Raw genomic sequence first — 17,016 nt, forward strand, 5'->3', positions numbered from 1 at the left:
CTCACACTAACGCTCCTGGTTGTAGGTGCTGTCAGGGCTGAAGCCCTGGCCGTTCGTATCACTGCTGCCTTCATTGCGTCCCCGCTGGACCCCACGGCGCAGATTGCTCAGCCTGCCCCGTACGTCCTCGGGAGCGCGGGAGATCGAGGGACCGCCCTGCGGCGTCGACTCCGCCGTGCCCTCGACCAGGTTGGCCTTGGGCACCCGGCGCGGAAGACCGGAGGAGGTGACTCCGCCCGCCTTCGGCTGCTTCAGCGCCTCCGCGCGCTCCCACCTCGCGTCGTTCGCCGAGCGCCAGGTGTCACTGTCGTCGCCGTCCGCGGCCGGTGCCGGGGTTTCTTCGCGCTGGGGGGCGCTGGAGCCGCGGCGCGGCAACCCGGCGTCGGTCAGATCGTGCGTGACCGAGGGGGAGGGGCCGGCCGAGGGAGCGGGAGTGTGCGGGTCGAAGCCTACGCTGTCCAGCTCCGCCGCGTCAGTGCCCTGGACGGATTCCGCTTCGGGAGCGTAAGAGCTCTGGAAATCGCCCTGGTAGGCGTCCTGGGCCTGCCAATCGGCCTGCCGCGCGGGCTCCTGGAAGGCGCTGAAAGGCTCCGCGGGAGCTTCCGCATAGCCGTTCTGCGGGGCGTAGTCCGCCTCGTAGCCGCCGTGCGGGCCGTTGTCGTAGGACGGCTGCGCGGGGGCGAAACCGCCGTATCCGGACTGCTGCTGGTCGTCGTAGCCACCCTGCTGCGGGTCGTCGTAGGCCGACTGCTGCTGGTCGTCGTACGCGGCCTGCTGGCGATTGTCGTAGCCGAACTGCTGCCCGTCGTACGCGGACTGCTCCGCGTACACCGACTGCTGGTTCTGCTGCGGCGGCACCTCGTCGCGGAAGAGCGGGCGGTCGCCGGCGTCGTCCATGCCGCCGGTGCCGTCGGGGGCCTGCGCCTGCGCCTCCAGGGCCGCGCGGCGCTCCTCACGCATGAGGGAGCGGCCGACCGGGTCCAACTCGCGGGCGTCGTCCGGGACTTCGTAACGGCTGTCGTCGAAGCCGAGCTCGGCCGCCGTGCGCAGCGGAGCCTTCTCGAAGGCGGGCTGCTGCGGGATCATCGTCGAGACGGTGAACTCGTTCTCGCCGTGCTGCTGCTGGTGGTCGCCGCCACCGCCGTGCGTGATCGCGTCCGGGAGCATGACCAGCGAGGTCGTGCCCGCCTGCTCGCCCGAGGGGCGCAGCTGGACGCGGATGCCGTGCCGGTCGGAAAGGCGGCCGACCACGAACAGGCCCATGCGCTGGGAGATCGCGGCGTCCACGGTCGGCGGGTTGGCCAGCTTGTGGTTGATGTCCGCGAAGTCCTCGGCGGTGAGGCCGATGCCCTTGTCGTGGATCTCGACCATGATGCGGCCGTCGGGCAGCCGGGTCGCGGTGACGCGGACCTTGGTCTGCGGCGAGGAGAACGAGGTCGCGTTCTCCAGGAGCTCGGCGAGCAGGTGCACGAGGTCGGTGACCGCGCGGCCGTGGATGTCGGCCTCCGGCACGCCCTGCAGCTCGATGCGCTCGTACTGCTCCACCTCGGAGGTGGCGGCGCGCAGCACGTCGACCAGCGGGACCGGCTGGTCCCAGCGGCGGCCGGGCTCCTCGCCCGCGAGGACGAGCAGGTTCTCACCGTTGCGGCGCATACGGGTCGCGAGGTGGTCCAGGCGGAAGAGGTTCTCCAGCTGGTCCGGGTCGGCCTCGTTGTTCTCCAGGTCGGTGATGAGGGTCAGCTGGCCCTCGATCAGGGACTGGTTGCGGCGCGACAGGTTGGTGAAGATCGCGTTGATGTTGCCTCGCAGGAGAGCCTGCTCGGCGGCGAGCCGTACCGCTTCCCGGTGGACCTGGTCGAAGGCGCGGGCGACCTCGCCGATCTCGTCCGTGGTGGTGATCGGGATCGGCTGGACCCGGGTGTCGACGCGGCCCGGCTCGGTGCGCGAGAGCTGGTCGACCAGCATCGGCAGGCGCTGCTCGGCCACGTCGAAGGCGGCGGAGCGCAGGCGGCGCATCGAGCGGGACATCTGGCGGGCCATGAGGCCGGCGATGAGGAACGCGGCGAGGACGGCGAGGACGGTGGCGGCGGCGGTGATGTACGCGTCGCGCTGCGCGTCGTCGGCGATGCCGGACGCCTCGGTCACGGCGCGGTCGATGAGCCCGCTCTCGACCTCGGTGTAGCCGTCGAACTTGTTCGTGGTGGCGTACTCCCACGTCGTCGGCGTCACGCCGGCCGCGGCGAGCGCCCGCGGGTTCTGGCCGGAGGCGATGGCGCCCACCATGCCGTCGTAGACGTTGCCGTCCTTGGTCGGGAGCTTCGTCGGGAGCTTGTTGCCCTTCGCGGCTTCCTTCTGGACCAGGGCCGAGTACTCCTGCACGCCTTCCTGGGCCTTCTTCGTGAAGACCTTCTTCAGGTCGGCCACGTCCGCGGGCTCGGCGCCGGAGGTGAACTCCTGCATCGCGATGCCTTCGAGGTACGCGTAGGAGCTGAACGAGACGATCTGCTTCTTGTACGTCGTCACGTCGGTGCTGGGACGGACCAGCAGGTGCATACCGATGGAGCGGTTGAGCGACTCGGCGGCCTTGGCCAGCTGGATCGCGTAGACGGTACGGCCGTACGCGGTCACGTTGCTGTTGCCGAGGTTCAGCTCGTTGGAGATCTCCATGAGGTAGTGCTGGACCGAGACGTAGCCCTCTTCGGTCTTCACCGGGTCCATGTCACGGGTGTACGCCACCTTGCGCAGCGCGGCGAGCTGCGGCTCCGCCTTCTCGATGAGGCCGAGGCGACGCTGCAGACCGGCGATGTCCGGGGCGCCCTTGATCTCCTCCCCGAACTTCGCCTTGGCGTCGTCCGTGGCGGCGTAGAGCTTCTTGACGGTGGCGGAGTCGCGGTCGCCCGAGAGGATGGGCTCGGCCGACAGGTCGCGCTCGTTGAGCAGCGCCTGGCCGTACGCGGCGGCGGCCTTGACGATCTTGGCCGTCTTCTCCGCGTCCTTGGCCTCGTTCAGGGTGTCGATCGAGCCCTTGACCTGGAAACCGCCCATGACCAGGGCGACGAGTACCGGTATGAGCAGGATCGCGTTCAGCTTGGTGGGCACGCGCCAGTTGCGCGGCGACATCCGCCCACCGGCCGGCGCCGGCGTCTCGGCCACGGGGGCGGCCTGTGCCGCAGTGCGCGGCGGCGGGGTGAAGTTGCCCCGTGCCGCCGACGCGGGCTCGGGACTGTTCGTGCTTCGCCTCACTCGACCAACAACCTCTCGGCGTCGGCACCTACGTTGTGCCGCGGTATGTCTCCAGGCCCGTTCTTACTGGGCAGTTCAGCGCATTCCAGCACGTCAGGAGGTGCACTTCCAAACAGTCGGAACCGGAAGCTCCACGTGATGTATGCCCTAGATAAAACGGTCATAAAGAGCGAGCCCCGCCAAAAGGCGGGGCTCTTGTGAGCGCAGTGGAACCGGGTGTGCGCGACCTGTGGCGGAGCCCCCGGAATTCTCTGTCGAAACGTTATGAACACCGGGGCCCCGCGTGTCAAAGGCCACAGGGGTCGCTGACAGGCCTACGACAACTACCGTACGGATCCGGCCACTTGATGGCCGACTTCCGACTGGTTCTGTCTACTTCAGGCGCGCCATCAGTGCGTGCTCCACCAGCGTGATCAGCGCACTCTTTGCATCCGCACGGTGCCGGGCGTCCGTCGTGATGATCGGGGCGTCGGGACCGATCTGCAGCGCCTCGCGCACCTCGTCGGGCGTGTAGGGCTGGTGCCCGTCGAAGCCGTTGAGGGCGATGACGAAGGGGAGCCCGGAGTTCTCGAAGTAGTCGACCGCGGGGAAGCAGTCGGCGAGGCGGCGGGTGTCGACCAGGACNACNGCGCCGATCGCGCCGCGCACCAGGTCGTCCCACATGAACCAGAACCGGTCCTGGCCGGGCGTGCCGAACAGGTAGAGGATCAGGTCCTGGTCGAGCGTGATGCGGCCGAAGTCCATGGCGACCGTGGTGGTCGTCTTGTCCCCGGTGTGGGTCAGGTCGTCGATCCCGGCGCTCGCCGAGGTCATCACGGCCTCGGTACGGAGCGGGTTGATCTCGGAGACCGAGCCCACGAAGGTCGTCTTGCCGACGCCGAAGCCGCCCGCCACCACGATCTTCGCCGAGGTGGTGGCGCGGGGGGTGGCGCCCAGCGCGCCGTCAGAGCTTCCGAAGTCCACTGAGCACCCTTTCGAGCAGAGTCACGTCCGGCGCACCGCCGTTGGCCTCGTCGCCGCCCGGCTGGTGAATGGCAACCAGTCCGGCCTCCGCCAGGTCCGCGACGAGGATCCGGGCCACACCCAGCGGCATCGAAAGGAGGGCCGAGACCTCGGCCACCGACTTGACCTCGCGGCACAGATGGCAGATGCGCTGGTGCTCGGGGAGCAGCGTCACCAGGGACGCCGGGTCGGCGGTCGTGGAGACGAGCGCCTCGATGGCGAGCTGGTAGCGCGGCCGGGTCCGGCCACCGGTCATCGCATAGGGACGGACCAGCGGCTGGTCGCCCTCATGGCCGTAGTCGGCGTGCGCGGCACTGCCGTACGGATCGTGAGGAGCGGTGGGCGGGGTCATGGATCCTCCGGGCGGGACGGCGTGGTCGGGGCCTGCCGTCTGAGGGTGGGCCGGTGGGGGAGTTGTGACGGCCATACGGTGATCGGGAGCTGATCGGAAGGGGATTGCGTAACTGCTGTGGTCTGCGGGGCTGTTGGTGCGTAAGACTGTGTGGGCGGCCGGGGTTACCGGCCGTCACACGCCCTGGGCCGGTCAGTGCAGCAGGCTGCCCTGCAGCTCGGCACGGAGATCCGGGGTGAGCACGGCGCCCGCGCGATCGACGAGGAGCGCCATCTCGTACCCGACGAGGCCGATGTCGCACTCGGGGTGCGCGAGCACGGCGAGCGAAGAGCCGTCCGAGACGGACATGATGAAGAGAAAGCCGCGCTCCATCTCCACGACCGTCTGATTCACCGGCCCGCCCTCGAAGATTCTCGAGGCTCCGGCCGTCAATGAGGTCAATCCCGAGGCCACGGCCGCCAGTTGGTCCGCGCGATCGCGCGGGAACCCTTCCGACATCGCGAGCAGCAGGCCGTCCGCGGACACCACGACCGTGTGCGAGACACCGGGTGTGTTGTCCACGAAGTTGGTGATCAACCAGTTCAGGTTCTGTGCCGCCTGGCTCATCTGGCTCAACTAACGCTCCTGCTGGTGAGTGGGGCTCGGGTAGCTGCCGGTCTGGCCGCTGCCGCCGGCCTGACGGCCCTGCTGAATGCCCCTACGGAGATTGGTCAGCCGTCCGCGCACGTCGTCGGGCGCGCGCGACACCGCAGGACCTGCCTGGTGCTGCTGCTGTTCCTGGGCGGTGCCCGCGACGAGGTTCGCCCGCGGCACGCGGCGCGGCAGACCCGAGACGGTGACGCCGCCCGCGGCGGGCTTGCGCACCCGCTCGGCCTGACGCATCAGCTCGTCGTTCGGGGACTGCCGCCAATTGGCCGGGTCATGGCTCGCGTTGGGCATCGCCGGAGCGGCTTCCTGGGCACGCGCCCGGCGCTGCGGCGCGGCGGGCGGCACGGGCTGCTGCGGGGCGCCGCGCTGCGGGAGCTGCCGGCCCGGGGCCTGCTGTTCCTGCTGGCTCTGCTGGCCCTGGCCCGGAGCCGGCTGGCCCTGGCCCTGCTGCTGGCCGTGGAACCAGTTCGTCTCCAGCGTGTCGTACAGCGGAGTGCGACCGTCGCCCGGCCGGTCGGCCGGCGGCAGGTACCCCTGCGGCGCGGGCTGGGCCGGGATGCCCTGACCGTTCTGACCCTGGCCGTACTGGTTCTGACCGTACTGGTTCTGACCGTTCTGGTTCTGACCGTTTTGGCCCTGACCGTTCTGGCCCTGGCCGCCGAAGTCCTGCCCGCCGAAGTCCTGTCCACCGATGTCGCCGCGCTGCCGCGGGGCGGCCGGGCGCTCGAACTGGCCGGTCGAGGTCGCGGGGTCCTGCGGACGCTCGTACTGGCCCGTCGACCCGCCCTGGTCCGGGCGGCCCGCCATGCCGTTGTCACGGAAGGAGCCGAAGTCCTGGCCGCCGCCGTTGAACGAGGAGCCGTTGGCGTTCGGGGCGCCACCGTTGTCGGGTATGCCGCCGAAGACGTCCTGGCGGACGAACTGGCCGGTGCCCTGGTTGGGGAACTGCCCCTGGCCCTGCGGCTGCCGGGGCGCCGGGCGCGGCGCGTCGAAGTCGGGACGGGGGAACTCGGCAGTGGAACCCGGGTTCTGGAACTGCCCCTGCCCCTGGCCCTGGCCCTGGCGCTCGTCCCGGATCGGCGGGAACTGCGTCGTGGACTCGACGGAGTCGGTCTCCTCGTGCCCGCGCGGCGCGTCCAGGTTCGGCTGCGCGTTCTCGTCGCTCCAGCTCGGCACGCGGGGCGCCGGGTTGCCACCCGGCAGCTCGGCGCGCGGACCGCCGCGCGGGGGCAGCACCGGACGTCCGCCCTGGTTCTGCCGCTGGTCACCGGGGGCGCTGTGGGTGCGCTGCTGCGGCGGGACCGGGCCCTGCGCGTTGAAGGCGCCGGTCGACTGCGGGTCGTTCTGCTGAGCACGGGCGGGCTGCGGAGCCTGCGGGCGCTGCTGCACCGGCGGGTTCTGCGGGCCACCCGCCTGGGGGCCGCCCTGCTGGGGCCCGGAGTCCCGCGCGGGCAGCGCCGCACGCGGACCACCGTTGCCGGCGCCGACCTGCGGCCGCGCCGCACCGGGCCCGGCGCCGAGCCGGCCCGCGGTGCCACCACCGGAACCGGCGGGACCACCGGCACCCGGACCGACACCGCGGCGCGCGGCGGCGGCACCGGCCGCGGCCTGCGCGGCGGCGGGACCACCGGAGCCACCGGGACCGGACTTGCCGGGAAGCTTCTTGCCGCCCTGGGCGACGTCCACCGGGAGCATGACGAGCGCGGTCGTACCGCCGGAGTCGGACGGGCGCAGCTGGATGCGGATGCCGTGCCGCTGCGACAGACGACCGACCACGAACAGACCCATGCGCCGCGACACGGACACGTCCACGGTGGGCGGCGCGGCGAGCCGCTCGTTGATCGCCGCGAGGTCCTCGGGCGACAGGCCGATACCGGTGTCGTGGATCTCGATCAGCACGCGCCCGTCGGGCAGCGCGTGACCGGTGACCTTGACCTTGGTCTGCGGCGACGAGAACGACGTCGCGTTCTCGAGGAGCTCGGCGAGCAGGTGCACGAGGTCGTTGACGACGCGGCCCGCGACATCCGTGGCCGGCACGGAGGCGAGCTCGATGCGCTCGTACTGCTCCACCTCGGACGCGGCGGCACGCAGCACGTCGACGAGCGGAACGGGCCGGGTCCACCGACGACCGGGCTCTTCACCGGCGAGGACGAGCAGGTTCTCACCGTTACGACGCATGCGGGTCGCGAGGTGGTCGAGCTTGAAGAGCGACGACAGCTGATCGGGGTCGGCCTCGCGCGACTCCAGCTCGGAGATGAGGGAGAGCTGGCGCTGGATAAGACCCTGGGAACGCCGCGACAGGTTGGTGAACATCGCGTTGACGTTGCCTCGCAGGAGGGCCTGCTCGGCGGCGAGACGCACGGCCTCGCGGTGCACGTCGTCGAAGGCCGCGGCCACCTGGCCGATCTCGTCCCGGGAGTGCACACCCACGGACTCCACCGAGGTGTCGACGTCCTGCGGGTCGGACTCGGACAGCTCCTTGACCAGCTCGGGCAGCCGCTCCTGGGCGACCCTGGTCGCCGTGTCCTGCAGCCGGCGCAGCGACCGGATCATGGACCGGGCCACGACGAACGCGCCGACGAGCGAGACGCCGAGCACGAGCAGGATCAGCGCACCGTTGATGATGGCCTGCCGCTCGGAGGCGCTGCGCAGCTCGCGGGCCTGCTGCTCCATCTCGTTGAGCAGCGTCAGCTCGATGCTGGTCATCTGCTGGATGCGCGTGGTGTCCGCGTCGTACCAGTCCTTGTACGAGCGCTTGTCCTGGGTCTTGATGCCGTCGGACCGCTCGAAGACGCGGTCCGCGTAACGGTCCGCCGCCTTGATGGTGGCGTTGTTGTCGTTGAGCGGCTTGAGGAGCTCCTCCGAGGCGACCTCGCCGTACACGTTCTGGAACGAGTCGAGCGCGTTGTCCTGGTCGTCGAGCGCGGCCTGGCCGTACAGCCGGTCGGTGTCCGAGAGGGTGCCGAACGTCTTCCGGTTCTCCGGCAGGGCGGCCGCGATGATGGCGCGCTGCTGGGAGGCGTACTCCTTGGCGTTGGAGAACGCGGCCAGCGAACGCGTGCGGTCGATCATCTCCGGGCTGCTGGTCGCCTGCGCCATGTCGGTGGAGAGCGAGAGCAGGTTCTCGATGATGCGGCTGTACGCCTCGACGGTCTGCGACGTCGGTGTGCCCTGGGTGTACGCCTTGTCGCGGATGCTCTTGATGGCGTTGAGCTGCCTGGCGATCTGCACGGCGTGGTTGTGCACGCCCGTGAGGCTCGACTGGTCGCCCTCGTCGACGGCGTACGTCCCGTCGAGGAACGCGGTCCTGGCGCGGTCGGTCTCCTTGCGCGCCTGCTTCACGTCGTAGTTGGTCTCGGCGGCCTTGGGGTCGTTGGCCAGCGGGCCCGCCGACTGGTCGCGCTCGGTCTGCAGCGCCGAGGCCAGGTCGGTGGCCTGCTTCGTCATCTCGGTCAACAACTTCATGTTGTCGAGCTGATCGATGTCGTTCAGGGACTCGGCGATACGCAGCGCGCCGAGCGAGGTGGCCGCGACCACGGGCAGCGCGAGCAGCGACACCAGTCGGGTCGAGATGCGCCAGTTGCGCAGCGCGACGCGAGAACCGGGCCCGGTCGGCACCTTGGGCTTGGCCTGCTGGGGCTGCGCGGGCGCGGCCGTCCCGTTGGACGTCGTGGAGCGCCCCTCGCGCTCACCGACGTCGACGGACGCGGTGCGTCCCGGGTTCTGGGCGTGCGGGGGCTGAGAACCGCCGGCTATCGGACCGGTCCCGCCGCGCGGCTCCGGCTCCGCCGCAGCGCTGCCATCCCTGTTCTTACGTCCCTGCACTAGCGTCGCAACCTCTGGACCAGGCGCCCCACCCGCGTGCGCGGACAAGGCGGTGTCGGCGTAGTTCGAGGGGCGACCTGAACGCCCCCCTGTGGTCGTGAGTGACCGGCGCTGGCTCCCCTTCCCGCCGCTGCTCGGCGCTGCTGCGCGCCCCAGTGCGCCGGTTCGATCCCGCGACGGTCCCGGGAATTCCAGCACAGTGCCGGATCTCCAACAAGGCCCGAGAGAAGGGGCGCACTCATCGTGACGGCATGCGCAGGGAGAGTCACATGGCGTAGAAGATGATCTACAGAAAACCGGGCATTCGCGAACTTTCACGTACGGCAGGGGGGTGTCCCAGTCGCCATGATCGGGAGCGGAATGGTGCCTTCAGGTACGCAATGTCCGTTTCCTTGACGGGAGTTGACGGCCCGATGTGCCCGTTTTGCGCGGCATCTCGTGAGCAAACTCACACACCCGGGATCGCAACTTCACAGCTTTCGGCGGGAATCAGATGTTTAGCGTCGCGAAGCGACTTGCCGGTCGCTTGCCGACGGCGACGTATCGTGAAGAGCCTCCCGACGCGTGCGACAGTGCCGTGGCTGAGCAGAGCCCTGGCAGCACGCGATGTCGTATCGCCCACCGAGAAGGTTTCCCGCACAGTCATGAAGACGACGATGATCTCCCTCAATCTCGCCAACCCGCGGCGCACGACGCTGGCGCACCTCAAGGACGCCGACGACATCCAGGCCGCCCCGGCCGTCCCGGAGCACTCGGCCACGCTCCCCACGAACACGGCCAACCCGAAGCGCACGATCCTGATGGTCGCCCCGGAGACGGCGGTCGTCGCTTAAGGAGCGCGAGGCCGCGCCCGGCTCCCGGCGTCGGCGCCACGCCGCGCGACGAACACGCCCCTGCGTACCGCGTTAGCCTGGTCGGGACCGACCCCATCACCCGGGCCCACCGCAAGAAACAAAGGGGCGCAGCCAAGCCGTGCGCATCGCCAGATTCTCCATCGACGGGAACGTCGCCTTCGGCGCGGTCGAGGGCGACAAGCCTGACGAGCTCGTCCTCGACATCATCAAGGGCATCCCGTTCGCGGACTTCGAACTCTCCGGCACGAAGGTCCCGCTCAACAAGGTCCGGCTGCTGCCCCCGGTGCTCCCCAACAAGGTGATCGCCTTCGGCCGCAATTACGCGGAGCACGCGAAGGAACTGGGCAACGAGGTCCCGGACGCCCCCTTCGCCTTCTTCAAGCCGTCGACCTCGGTCATCGGCTCCGGCGACGAGATCCAGTACCCGAGCTTCTCGCAGGAGCTGCACCACGAGGCCGAGCTCGCCGTGGTCATCGGCCGCATGTGCCGCGAGGTCCCGCGCGAGCGCGTCAAGGACGTCATCTTCGGCTACACCGCCGCGAACGACGTGACGGCCCGCGACGTCCAGAAGCGCGAGAAGCAGTGGGCCCGCGCCAAGGGCTTCGACACCTCCTGCCCCCTGGGCCCCTGGGTCGAGACGGACCTCTCCCTCGACCGGGCATCCGACCTCACGATCCAGTGCACGGTCAACGGCGCACAGCGCCAGCTCGGCCGTACGTCGGACATGATCACGTCCATCGAGGACCTGATCGTCAACATCTCCGAGGCCATGACGCTGCTCCCCGGCGACGTCATCCTCACGGGGACCCCGGAAGGGGTCGGCCCGCTGAACGTCGGCGACGAGGTCGCCGTCACCATCGAAGGCATCGGCACTCTCACCAACAAGGTTGTCAAGCGTGGCTAGCGCAGCAGCGTCTCCCGTCCGTGTCCGTTTCTGTCCCTCGCCCACCGGTAACCCGCACGTGGGCCTGGTCCGCACCGCCCTGTTCAACTGGGCCTTCGCGCGCCACAACCAGGGCACGCTGGTCTTCCGCATCGAGGACACCGACGCGGCCCGCGACAGCGAGGAGTCGTACGAGCAGCTCCTCGACTCGATGCGCTGGCTCGGCTTCGACTGGGACGAGGGCCCCGAGGTCGGCGGCCCGCACGCCCCGTACCGCCAGTCCCAGCGCATGGACATCTACAAGGACGTCGCGGACAAGCTCCTCGCCGCCGGCAAGGCCTACCCCTGCTACTGCTCCACCGAGGAGCTGGACGCGCGCCGCGACGCCGCCCGCGCCGCCGGCAAGCCGTCCGGCTACGACGGCCACTGCCGCGACCTGACGTCCGAGCAGAAGGCGGCCTACGAGGCCGAGGGCCGCAAGCCGATCGTCCGCTTCCGCATGCCCGACAAGACGATCACGTTCACGGACCTGGTCCGCGGCGACATCTCGTACGAGCCGGAGAACGTCCCGGACTACGGCATCGTCCGCGCGAACGGCGCCCCGCTGTACACGCTCGTCAACCCGGTCGACGACGCGCTGATGGAGATCACCCACGTCCTGCGCGGCGAGGACCTGCTCTCCTCCACCCCGCGGCAGATCGCCCTGTACGAGGCGCTGCAGGAGCTGGGCCTGGCCAAGTTCACCCCGCTCTTCGGCCACCTCCCGTACGTCATGGGCGAGGGCAACAAGAAGCTGTCGAAGCGCGACCCGCAGAGCAGCCTCAACCTCTACCGCGAGCGCGGCTTCCTCCCCGAGGGCCTGCTCAACTACCTCTCGCTCCTCGGCTGGTCGCTCTCCGCCGACCGGGACATCTTCTCGATCGACGAGATGGTGGCGGCCTTCGACGTCAAGGACGTCCAGCCGAACCCGGCCCGCTTCGACCTCAAGAAGTGCGAGTCGATCAACGGCGACCACATCCGCCTGCTCGACCCGAAGGAGTTCGCGGCCCGCTGCGAGCCGTGGCTGAAGGCGCCCTTCGCGCCGTGGGCCCCGGAGGACTTCGACGAGGCGAAGTGGGCGGCGATCGCCCCGCACGCCCAGACCCGCCTGAAGGTCCTGTCCGAGATCACGGACAACGTCGACTTCCTCTTCCTCGCGAAGCCGGTCGAGGACGAGGCCAGCTGGACGAAGGCCATGAAGGAGGGCTCCGACGCCCTCCTGCGCACGGCCCGCGAGAAGCTGGAGTCGGCGGACTGGGCGTCCCCCGAGTCCCTCAAGGAGGCCGTCCTGGCCGCCGGCGAGGCCCACGGCCTCAAGCTCGGCAAGGCCCAGGCCCCGGTCCGTGTCGCGGTCACCGGCCGCACCGTCGGCCTCCCGCTCTTCGAGTCCCTGGAGATCCTGGGCAAGGAGGAGACGCTGGCCCGCGTCGACGCGGCGCTGGCGAAGCTCACCGCGTAAGCGGTCCTGCGCCCGAGGGGCGGTACCCGGCAGCTGCGGGTGCCGCCCCTCGGGCGTTGTCGGCGCCTCGCGTTACGGTGCCGAAGTCCTCTGCCACCCATGGCAGTTCACCCGGAAAACCGACCCGAAGAGGCACTGCCATGCCGATGCCCGCACGCGACTACGTGCGCTATTTCACCCCCGGCCACACGTTCACGCTGGAGACGGGCGCGGTCGGCACGATCGACGTCCGCCCCGCAGGGGACCTGTGGCTGCCCTCGGGCCGCGTCGTCGCCTGCGACCCGTTCCTCACCCTGGGCTTCGGCGAGTGCGAGCCCTTCACGGTCACCGTCGAGCCCGGCCGCTACCGCGTCGAGGCGGCGGTCGCGACCCTGACGAGCACCGAAGAGCCCCCGTCCGACACCCCGCACGAGCGGGTCGCGGCCGCCCGCCTCGTCATACGCGACGAGCCCGCCACGACCTGGGAACACGCTCTCCAGCCCGGCCAGGACGCGACGGAACTCGGGGACGACGAGTACTTCGGCTACGGCGTCGACGCCGGCACCGGCTGCTTCTACGACGCCGAGTCCGACGACTCCTTCCCCGAGTGCGAGGCCGACGAGGGCCCGCTCTGGGACGCCTTCGAGGAGCACGACCACGCCCCCGGCCCCTATCTGGTCACGTCCCCGTCCACCGGCCACACGGTGGCCGCCTTCGGCTCCGGCTGGGGCGACGGCGCGTACCCCACCTGGATCGGCCGCACCGCGACCGGCGAGGTGGCCTGCTTCGTCACGGACTTCTTCGTGATCGAGGACCACTACGACGACTGATCGACGTACGTTCGTCCCATGCCGCTGCCTTCGCCCGCGCCGATCCGCGCCGTCGTCTGGGACGTGGACGACACGATCTTCGACTACGCCACCGCCGACACCACCGGCATGCGCGCCCACCTCACCGCCGAGGGCCTGCTCGACACCTACGGGAGTGCCGAGCGGGCCCTGACCCGGTGGAGGGCCCTGACCCGCGAGCACTGGGCCCGCTTCGAGGCGGGGGAGACGGACTGGGAGGCGCAGCGCAGGGACCGGGTGCGCGCCTTCGTGGGGAGCGCGCTGGCCGACGAGGAAGCCGACGACTGGTTCGCCCGCTACCTGGCCCACTACGAGGCGGCCTGGGCCCTCTTCCCGGACACCGTGCCCACCCTGGACGCCCTCGCCGGCACCCACCGGCACGCGGTGCTCTCCAACTCCTCCCTGCACAACCAGGACCGCAAGCTGCGCGTCCTCGGCGTGCGCGACCGCTTCGAGACCGTCGTCTGCGCGGCCGAACTCGGCGTCGCCAAGCCGGAAGCCGCCGCCTTCCACGCCGTCTGCGAGCAACTGGCCCTCGCGCCGCACGAGGTCGCTTACGTCGGCGACCAGCCGGACACCGACGCGCGGGGCGCGGTCGAGGCGGGCCTCACCGGCATCTGGCTGGACCGCGCCGAGCTGGGCGGCAGACCCGAACTCACCCGCATCACAGGCCTTGACCAGCTGCCCTCGCTGCTGGTCGGCGATACCCGTTTTGGAGCGCCGGACACCTTCGGGTAATGTTCTTCCTGCGCCGAGGGGAGCGGGCCGAAAGCCCGAAACCCGGAAGCGCAAGCCGAACAAAGTCCCCCCGGGGATTGCGTCCCGGTGGCCTATGGTGTAATTGGCAGCACGACGGTTTCTGGTTCCGTTAGTCTAGGTTCGAGTCCTGGTAGGCCAGCTCGCAGAGCTCATCTGCAACCGTGGATCCCAGGTCCACAAAGCCCCCGTTGTGTAGCGGCCTAGCACGCTGCCCTCTCAAGGCAGTAGCGCCGGTTCGAATCCGGTCGGGGGTACAGATCCTTCCCGCGAGGACGGTACGGGTAGCTCCCGCCGACCTTGATGCAGGATCGCTAGGGCCCCCGTTGTGTAGCGGCCTAGCACGCCGCCCTCTCAAGGCGGTAGCGCCGGTTCGAATCCGGTCGGGGGTACTGGTCTAAACCACATATTGGTCTAAACCACCATGGCCTATGGTGTAATTGGCAACACTACGGTTTCTGGTACCGTCATTCTAGGTTCGAGTCCTGGTAGGCCAGCTCGCAGAGCTCATCTGCAACCGCGGATCTGATCCGCAAGGCCCCCGTTGTGTAGCGGCCTAGCACGCCGCCCTCTCAAGGCGGTAGCGCCGGTTCGAATCCGGTCGGGGGTACAGAACGAAGAGGCCCTTCCCGAGTGCGGGAAGGGCCTCTTCGCGTACGTATCAACTCCCTTGGTCCGTACGGGGGTCGAGCGGCCCCGGACACAAGTCCGGCCGGTCGCTGCGGCGTTGGAGCGACCGGCCGGGAAGTGGCAGGAGAGCAAAGCGAGTTGAAGCAGGCGGATCAGCCGGTGCGGCGCAGCGCCTCGGAGAGGCGGCCCGCGGCGTCGATGACGGCCTGGGCGTGCATCCGGCCCGGGTGGCGGGTCAGACGCTCGATCGGACCCGAGACCGAGACGGCGGCCACCACGCGGTTCGAGGGGCCGCGCACGGGCGCCGAGACGGACGCGACGCCCGGCTCGCGCTCACCGATCGACTGGGCCCAGCCGCGGCGTCGTACGCCCGAGAGCGCGGTCGCGGTGAAGCGGGCGCCCTGCAGTCCCCGGTGCAGGCGCTCCGGCTCCTCCCACGCCATCAGGATCTGCGCGGACGAGCCCGCCTTCATCGTGAGCGTGGAGCCGACCGGAACCGTGTCCCGCAGGCCGGAGAGCCGCTCGGCCGCGGCGACGCAGATGCGCATGTCGCCCTGGCGGCGGTAGAGCTGGGCACTCTCTCCCGTCACGTCCCGCAGGTGCGTCAGCACCGGCCCCGCGGTCGCGAGGAGGCGGTCCTCGCCGGCCGCCGCGGAGAGTTCCGCGAGGCGCGGGCCGAGAATGAAACGGCCCTGCATGTCACGGGCCACCATGCGGTGGTGCTCGAGCGCCACCGCGAGGCGGTGAGCTGTGGGTCTTGCCAATCCGGTGGCCGCGACAAGGCCAGCTAGGGTCGCGGGTCCGGACTCCAGGGCGCTCAGGACAAGGGCTGCCTTGTCCAGAACGCCGACGCCGCTACTGTTGTCCATGCGTCGATACTCCCGTCTCACTCTGTGAAACGCAAGTTCAATTTCCCGTGGAACTTGCCACTCTGGATGTCACACCGGCCCGTGGACCAAAACGGGCCCGGCCGTCGACGTCCGGTACGAGGGGTACGGATGACGGCGATCCCGAAATCTCTAGTTGGGCCGGCGCACCACAAGCCGGCCGGAGGGAAAGCGATGGGTAGGACACTCGCGGAGAAGGTCTGGGACGACCACGTCGTCCGGCGCGCCGAGGGCGAGCCCGACCTCCTCTTCATCGATCTGCACCTGCTGCACGAGGTGACCAGCCCGCAGGCCTTCGACGGCCTGCGCAACGCCGGTCGCCAGGTGCGGCGGCTCGACCTCACCATCGCCACCGAGGATCACAACACCCCGACCCTCGACATCGACAAGCCGATCGCCGACCCGGTCTCGCGGGTGCAGCTGGAGACGCTGCGCAAGAACGCCGCCGAGTTCGGGGTGCGCCTGCACTCGCTGGGCGACGTCGAGCAGGGCGTCGTGCACGTCGTCGGCCCCCAGTTGGGCCTGACCCAGCCCGGCATGACGGTCGTCTGCGGTGACTCGCACACCTCCACGCACGGCGCCTTCGGCGGCCTGGCGTTCGGCATCGGCACCTCGCAGGTCGAGCACGTCCTGGCCACGCAGACCCTGCCGATGGCCCGCCCGAAGACCATGGCCATCACGGTCGACGGCGATCTGCCCGAGGGCGTCACGGCCAAGGACCTGATCCTGGCGATCATCGCCAAGATCGGTACGGGCGGCGGCCAGGGCTACGTCCTGGAGTACCGCGGCTCCGCCGTCGAGCAGCTCTCGATGGAAGCCCGCATGACCATCTGCAACATGTCCATCGAGGCCGGTGCCCGCGCGGGCATGATCGCCCCGGACGAGACCACGTTCGCGTACCTCGAGGGCCGTGAGCACGCCCCGAAGGGCGAGGACTGGGACGCCGCCGTCGCGTACTGGAAGACGCTGAAGTCGGACGACGACGCGGTCTTCGACGCCGAGGTCTTCATCAAGGCCGAGGAACTGTCGCCGTTCGTCACCTGGGGCACCAACCCCGGGCAGGGCGCGCCGCTTTCGGCCAACGTCCCCGACCCGGCTTCGTACGAAGACGCTTCGGAGCGCTACGCCGCCGAAAAGGCCCTGGAGTACATGGGGTTGGAAGCCGGTCAGGCGCTGCGCGACATCAAGGTCGACACCGTCTTCGTAGGCTCCTGCACCAACGGCCGCATGGAGGACCTGCGCGCCGTCGCCGAGATCCTCAAGGGCCGCAAAGTCGCCGACGGCGTACGGGCGCTGATCGTCCCGGGCTCGGCGCGCGTGGGCCTGCAGGCCGCCGCCGAGGGCCTGGACAAGGTCTTCAAGGAGGCCGGCGCCGAATGGCGGTACGCGGGCTGCTCGATGTGCCTGGGCATGAACCCGGACCAACTCGCTCCCGGCGAGCGCTCCGCGTCCACGTCCAACCGCAACTTCGAGGGCCGGCAGGGCAAGGGCGGCCGCACCCACCTGGTCTCGCCCCAGGTCGCCGCCGCCACCGCCGTCCTGGGCCATCTGGCCTCCCCGGCAGACCTCTCCGAGTCCTCCGCCGACCGTACGCCCGCTGGAGTCTGATCA

At 70.0% G+C, this 17,016-nt stretch carries 12 protein-coding genes and 5 tRNA genes; 11 read left to right on the top strand and 6 right to left on the bottom strand.

Going from position 1 to position 17,016, the window contains the following annotated elements:
• Positions 1 to 6 precede the first annotated feature (6 nt).
• From B072_RS0116355 to B072_RS0116375, 5 genes are all read right to left on the bottom strand, one after another.
• On the bottom strand, positions 7 to 3,120 hold the full coding sequence (locus B072_RS0116355) for a nitrate- and nitrite sensing domain-containing protein (RefSeq protein ID WP_018531040.1): 3,114 nt from the start codon (positions 3,118 to 3,120) through the stop codon (positions 7 to 9).
• Between the two features lie 495 nt (positions 3,121 to 3,615).
• The gene (locus tag B072_RS0116360; protein ID WP_018531041.1) at positions 3,616 to 4,206 is read right to left on the bottom strand and encodes a GTP-binding protein; all 591 of its coding nucleotides are present in this window, start codon (positions 4,204 to 4,206) and stop codon (positions 3,616 to 3,618) included.
• Entirely contained in the window at positions 4,187 to 4,597 is a 411-nt protein-coding gene (locus tag B072_RS0116365) for a DUF742 domain-containing protein (RefSeq protein WP_018531042.1), read from the bottom strand. Before B072_RS0116365 ends, B072_RS0116360 begins: the two co-directional genes overlap by 20 nt.
• 192 nt (positions 4,598 to 4,789) lie before the next feature.
• A complete protein-coding gene (locus B072_RS0116370) occupies positions 4,790 to 5,203 on the bottom strand; it encodes a roadblock/LC7 domain-containing protein (protein WP_003951074.1) in 414 nt (137 codons plus the stop codon).
• A 9-nt stretch (positions 5,204 to 5,212) separates the two neighbouring features.
• On the bottom strand, positions 5,213 to 9,070 hold the full coding sequence (locus tag B072_RS0116375; RefSeq protein ID WP_018531043.1) for a nitrate- and nitrite sensing domain-containing protein: 3,858 nt from the start codon (positions 9,068 to 9,070) through the stop codon (positions 5,213 to 5,215).
• A 644-nt stretch (positions 9,071 to 9,714) separates the two neighbouring features.
• Between B072_RS0116375 and B072_RS0116380 the strand changes: the two genes are divergently transcribed.
• From B072_RS0116380 to B072_RS0116425, 10 genes are all read left to right on the top strand, one after another.
• Positions 9,715 to 9,903, top strand: coding sequence for a hypothetical protein (locus B072_RS0116380; protein ID WP_018531044.1), 189 nt, complete (start codon positions 9,715 to 9,717; stop codon positions 9,901 to 9,903).
• A gap of 139 nt (positions 9,904 to 10,042) precedes the next feature.
• On the top strand, positions 10,043 to 10,828 hold the full coding sequence (locus B072_RS0116385; RefSeq protein ID WP_018531045.1) for a fumarylacetoacetate hydrolase family protein: 786 nt from the start codon (positions 10,043 to 10,045) through the stop codon (positions 10,826 to 10,828).
• A complete protein-coding gene (gltX, locus tag B072_RS0116390; RefSeq protein ID WP_078506452.1) occupies positions 10,821 to 12,305 on the top strand; it encodes a glutamate--tRNA ligase in 1,485 nt (494 codons plus the stop codon). The genes B072_RS0116385 and gltX overlap by 8 nt, the downstream gene beginning before the upstream one ends.
• A gap of 140 nt (positions 12,306 to 12,445) precedes the next feature.
• Positions 12,446 to 13,114, top strand: coding sequence for a DUF4241 domain-containing protein (locus B072_RS0116395; protein WP_018531047.1), 669 nt, complete (start codon positions 12,446 to 12,448; stop codon positions 13,112 to 13,114).
• 18 nt (positions 13,115 to 13,132) lie between these two features.
• Positions 13,133 to 13,870 carry an HAD family hydrolase gene (locus B072_RS0116400; protein ID WP_018531048.1) on the top strand — a complete coding sequence of 246 codons (738 nt, stop codon included), beginning with the start codon at positions 13,133 to 13,135 and terminating at the stop codon, positions 13,868 to 13,870.
• An 88-nt stretch (positions 13,871 to 13,958) separates the two neighbouring features.
• Positions 13,959 to 14,030, top strand: a tRNA-Gln gene (locus B072_RS0116405).
• Between the two features lie 42 nt (positions 14,031 to 14,072).
• Positions 14,073 to 14,145 (top strand) — tRNA-Glu (locus tag B072_RS0116410).
• Positions 14,146 to 14,207: 62 nt separating this feature from the next.
• Positions 14,208 to 14,280: transfer RNA gene (locus B072_RS0116415), tRNA-Glu, on the top strand.
• A gap of 33 nt (positions 14,281 to 14,313) precedes the next feature.
• Positions 14,314 to 14,385 (top strand) — tRNA-Gln (locus B072_RS0116420).
• Positions 14,386 to 14,425: 40 nt separating this feature from the next.
• Positions 14,426 to 14,498 (top strand) — tRNA-Glu (locus B072_RS0116425).
• Positions 14,499 to 14,670: 172 nt separating this feature from the next.
• Here B072_RS0116425 and ndgR read toward each other — a convergent pair.
• The gene (gene ndgR, locus B072_RS0116430; RefSeq protein WP_026245909.1) at positions 14,671 to 15,387 is read right to left on the bottom strand and encodes an IclR family transcriptional regulator NdgR; all 717 of its coding nucleotides are present in this window, start codon (positions 15,385 to 15,387) and stop codon (positions 14,671 to 14,673) included.
• Positions 15,388 to 15,579: 192 nt separating this feature from the next.
• On the opposite strand from ndgR, the gene leuC reads away from it, so the two are divergent.
• Entirely contained in the window at positions 15,580 to 17,013 is a 1,434-nt protein-coding gene (leuC, locus tag B072_RS0116435) for a 3-isopropylmalate dehydratase large subunit (protein ID WP_018531050.1), read from the top strand.
• Positions 17,014 to 17,016 lie beyond the last annotated feature (3 nt).

It is taken from the genome of Streptomyces sp. HmicA12 (assembly GCF_000373565.1).
GTDB lineage: Bacteria > Actinomycetota > Actinomycetes > Streptomycetales > Streptomycetaceae > Streptomyces.

Excerpts from the sequence above, each read along its gene's own strand:
- B072_RS0116355 (WP_018531040.1), bottom strand. The coding sequence starts at position 3,120 with ATGTCGCCGCGCAACTGGCGCGTGCCCACCAAGCTGAACGCGATCCTG.
- B072_RS0116365 (WP_018531042.1), bottom strand. The coding sequence starts at position 4,597 with ATGACCCCGCCCACCGCTCCTCACGATCCGTACGGCAGTGCCGCGCAC.
- B072_RS0116370 (WP_003951074.1), bottom strand. The coding sequence starts at position 5,203 with ATGAGCCAGGCGGCACAGAACCTGAACTGGTTGATCACCAACTTCGTG.
- B072_RS0116380 (WP_018531044.1), top strand. The coding sequence starts at position 9,715 with ATGAAGACGACGATGATCTCCCTCAATCTCGCCAACCCGCGGCGCACG.
- B072_RS0116395 (WP_018531047.1), top strand. The coding sequence starts at position 12,446 with ATGCCGATGCCCGCACGCGACTACGTGCGCTATTTCACCCCCGGCCAC.
- B072_RS0116400 (WP_018531048.1), top strand. The coding sequence starts at position 13,133 with ATGCCGCTGCCTTCGCCCGCGCCGATCCGCGCCGTCGTCTGGGACGTG.
- ndgR (WP_026245909.1), bottom strand. The coding sequence starts at position 15,387 with ATGGACAACAGTAGCGGCGTCGGCGTTCTGGACAAGGCAGCCCTTGTC.
- leuC (WP_018531050.1), top strand. The coding sequence starts at position 15,580 with ATGGGTAGGACACTCGCGGAGAAGGTCTGGGACGACCACGTCGTCCGG.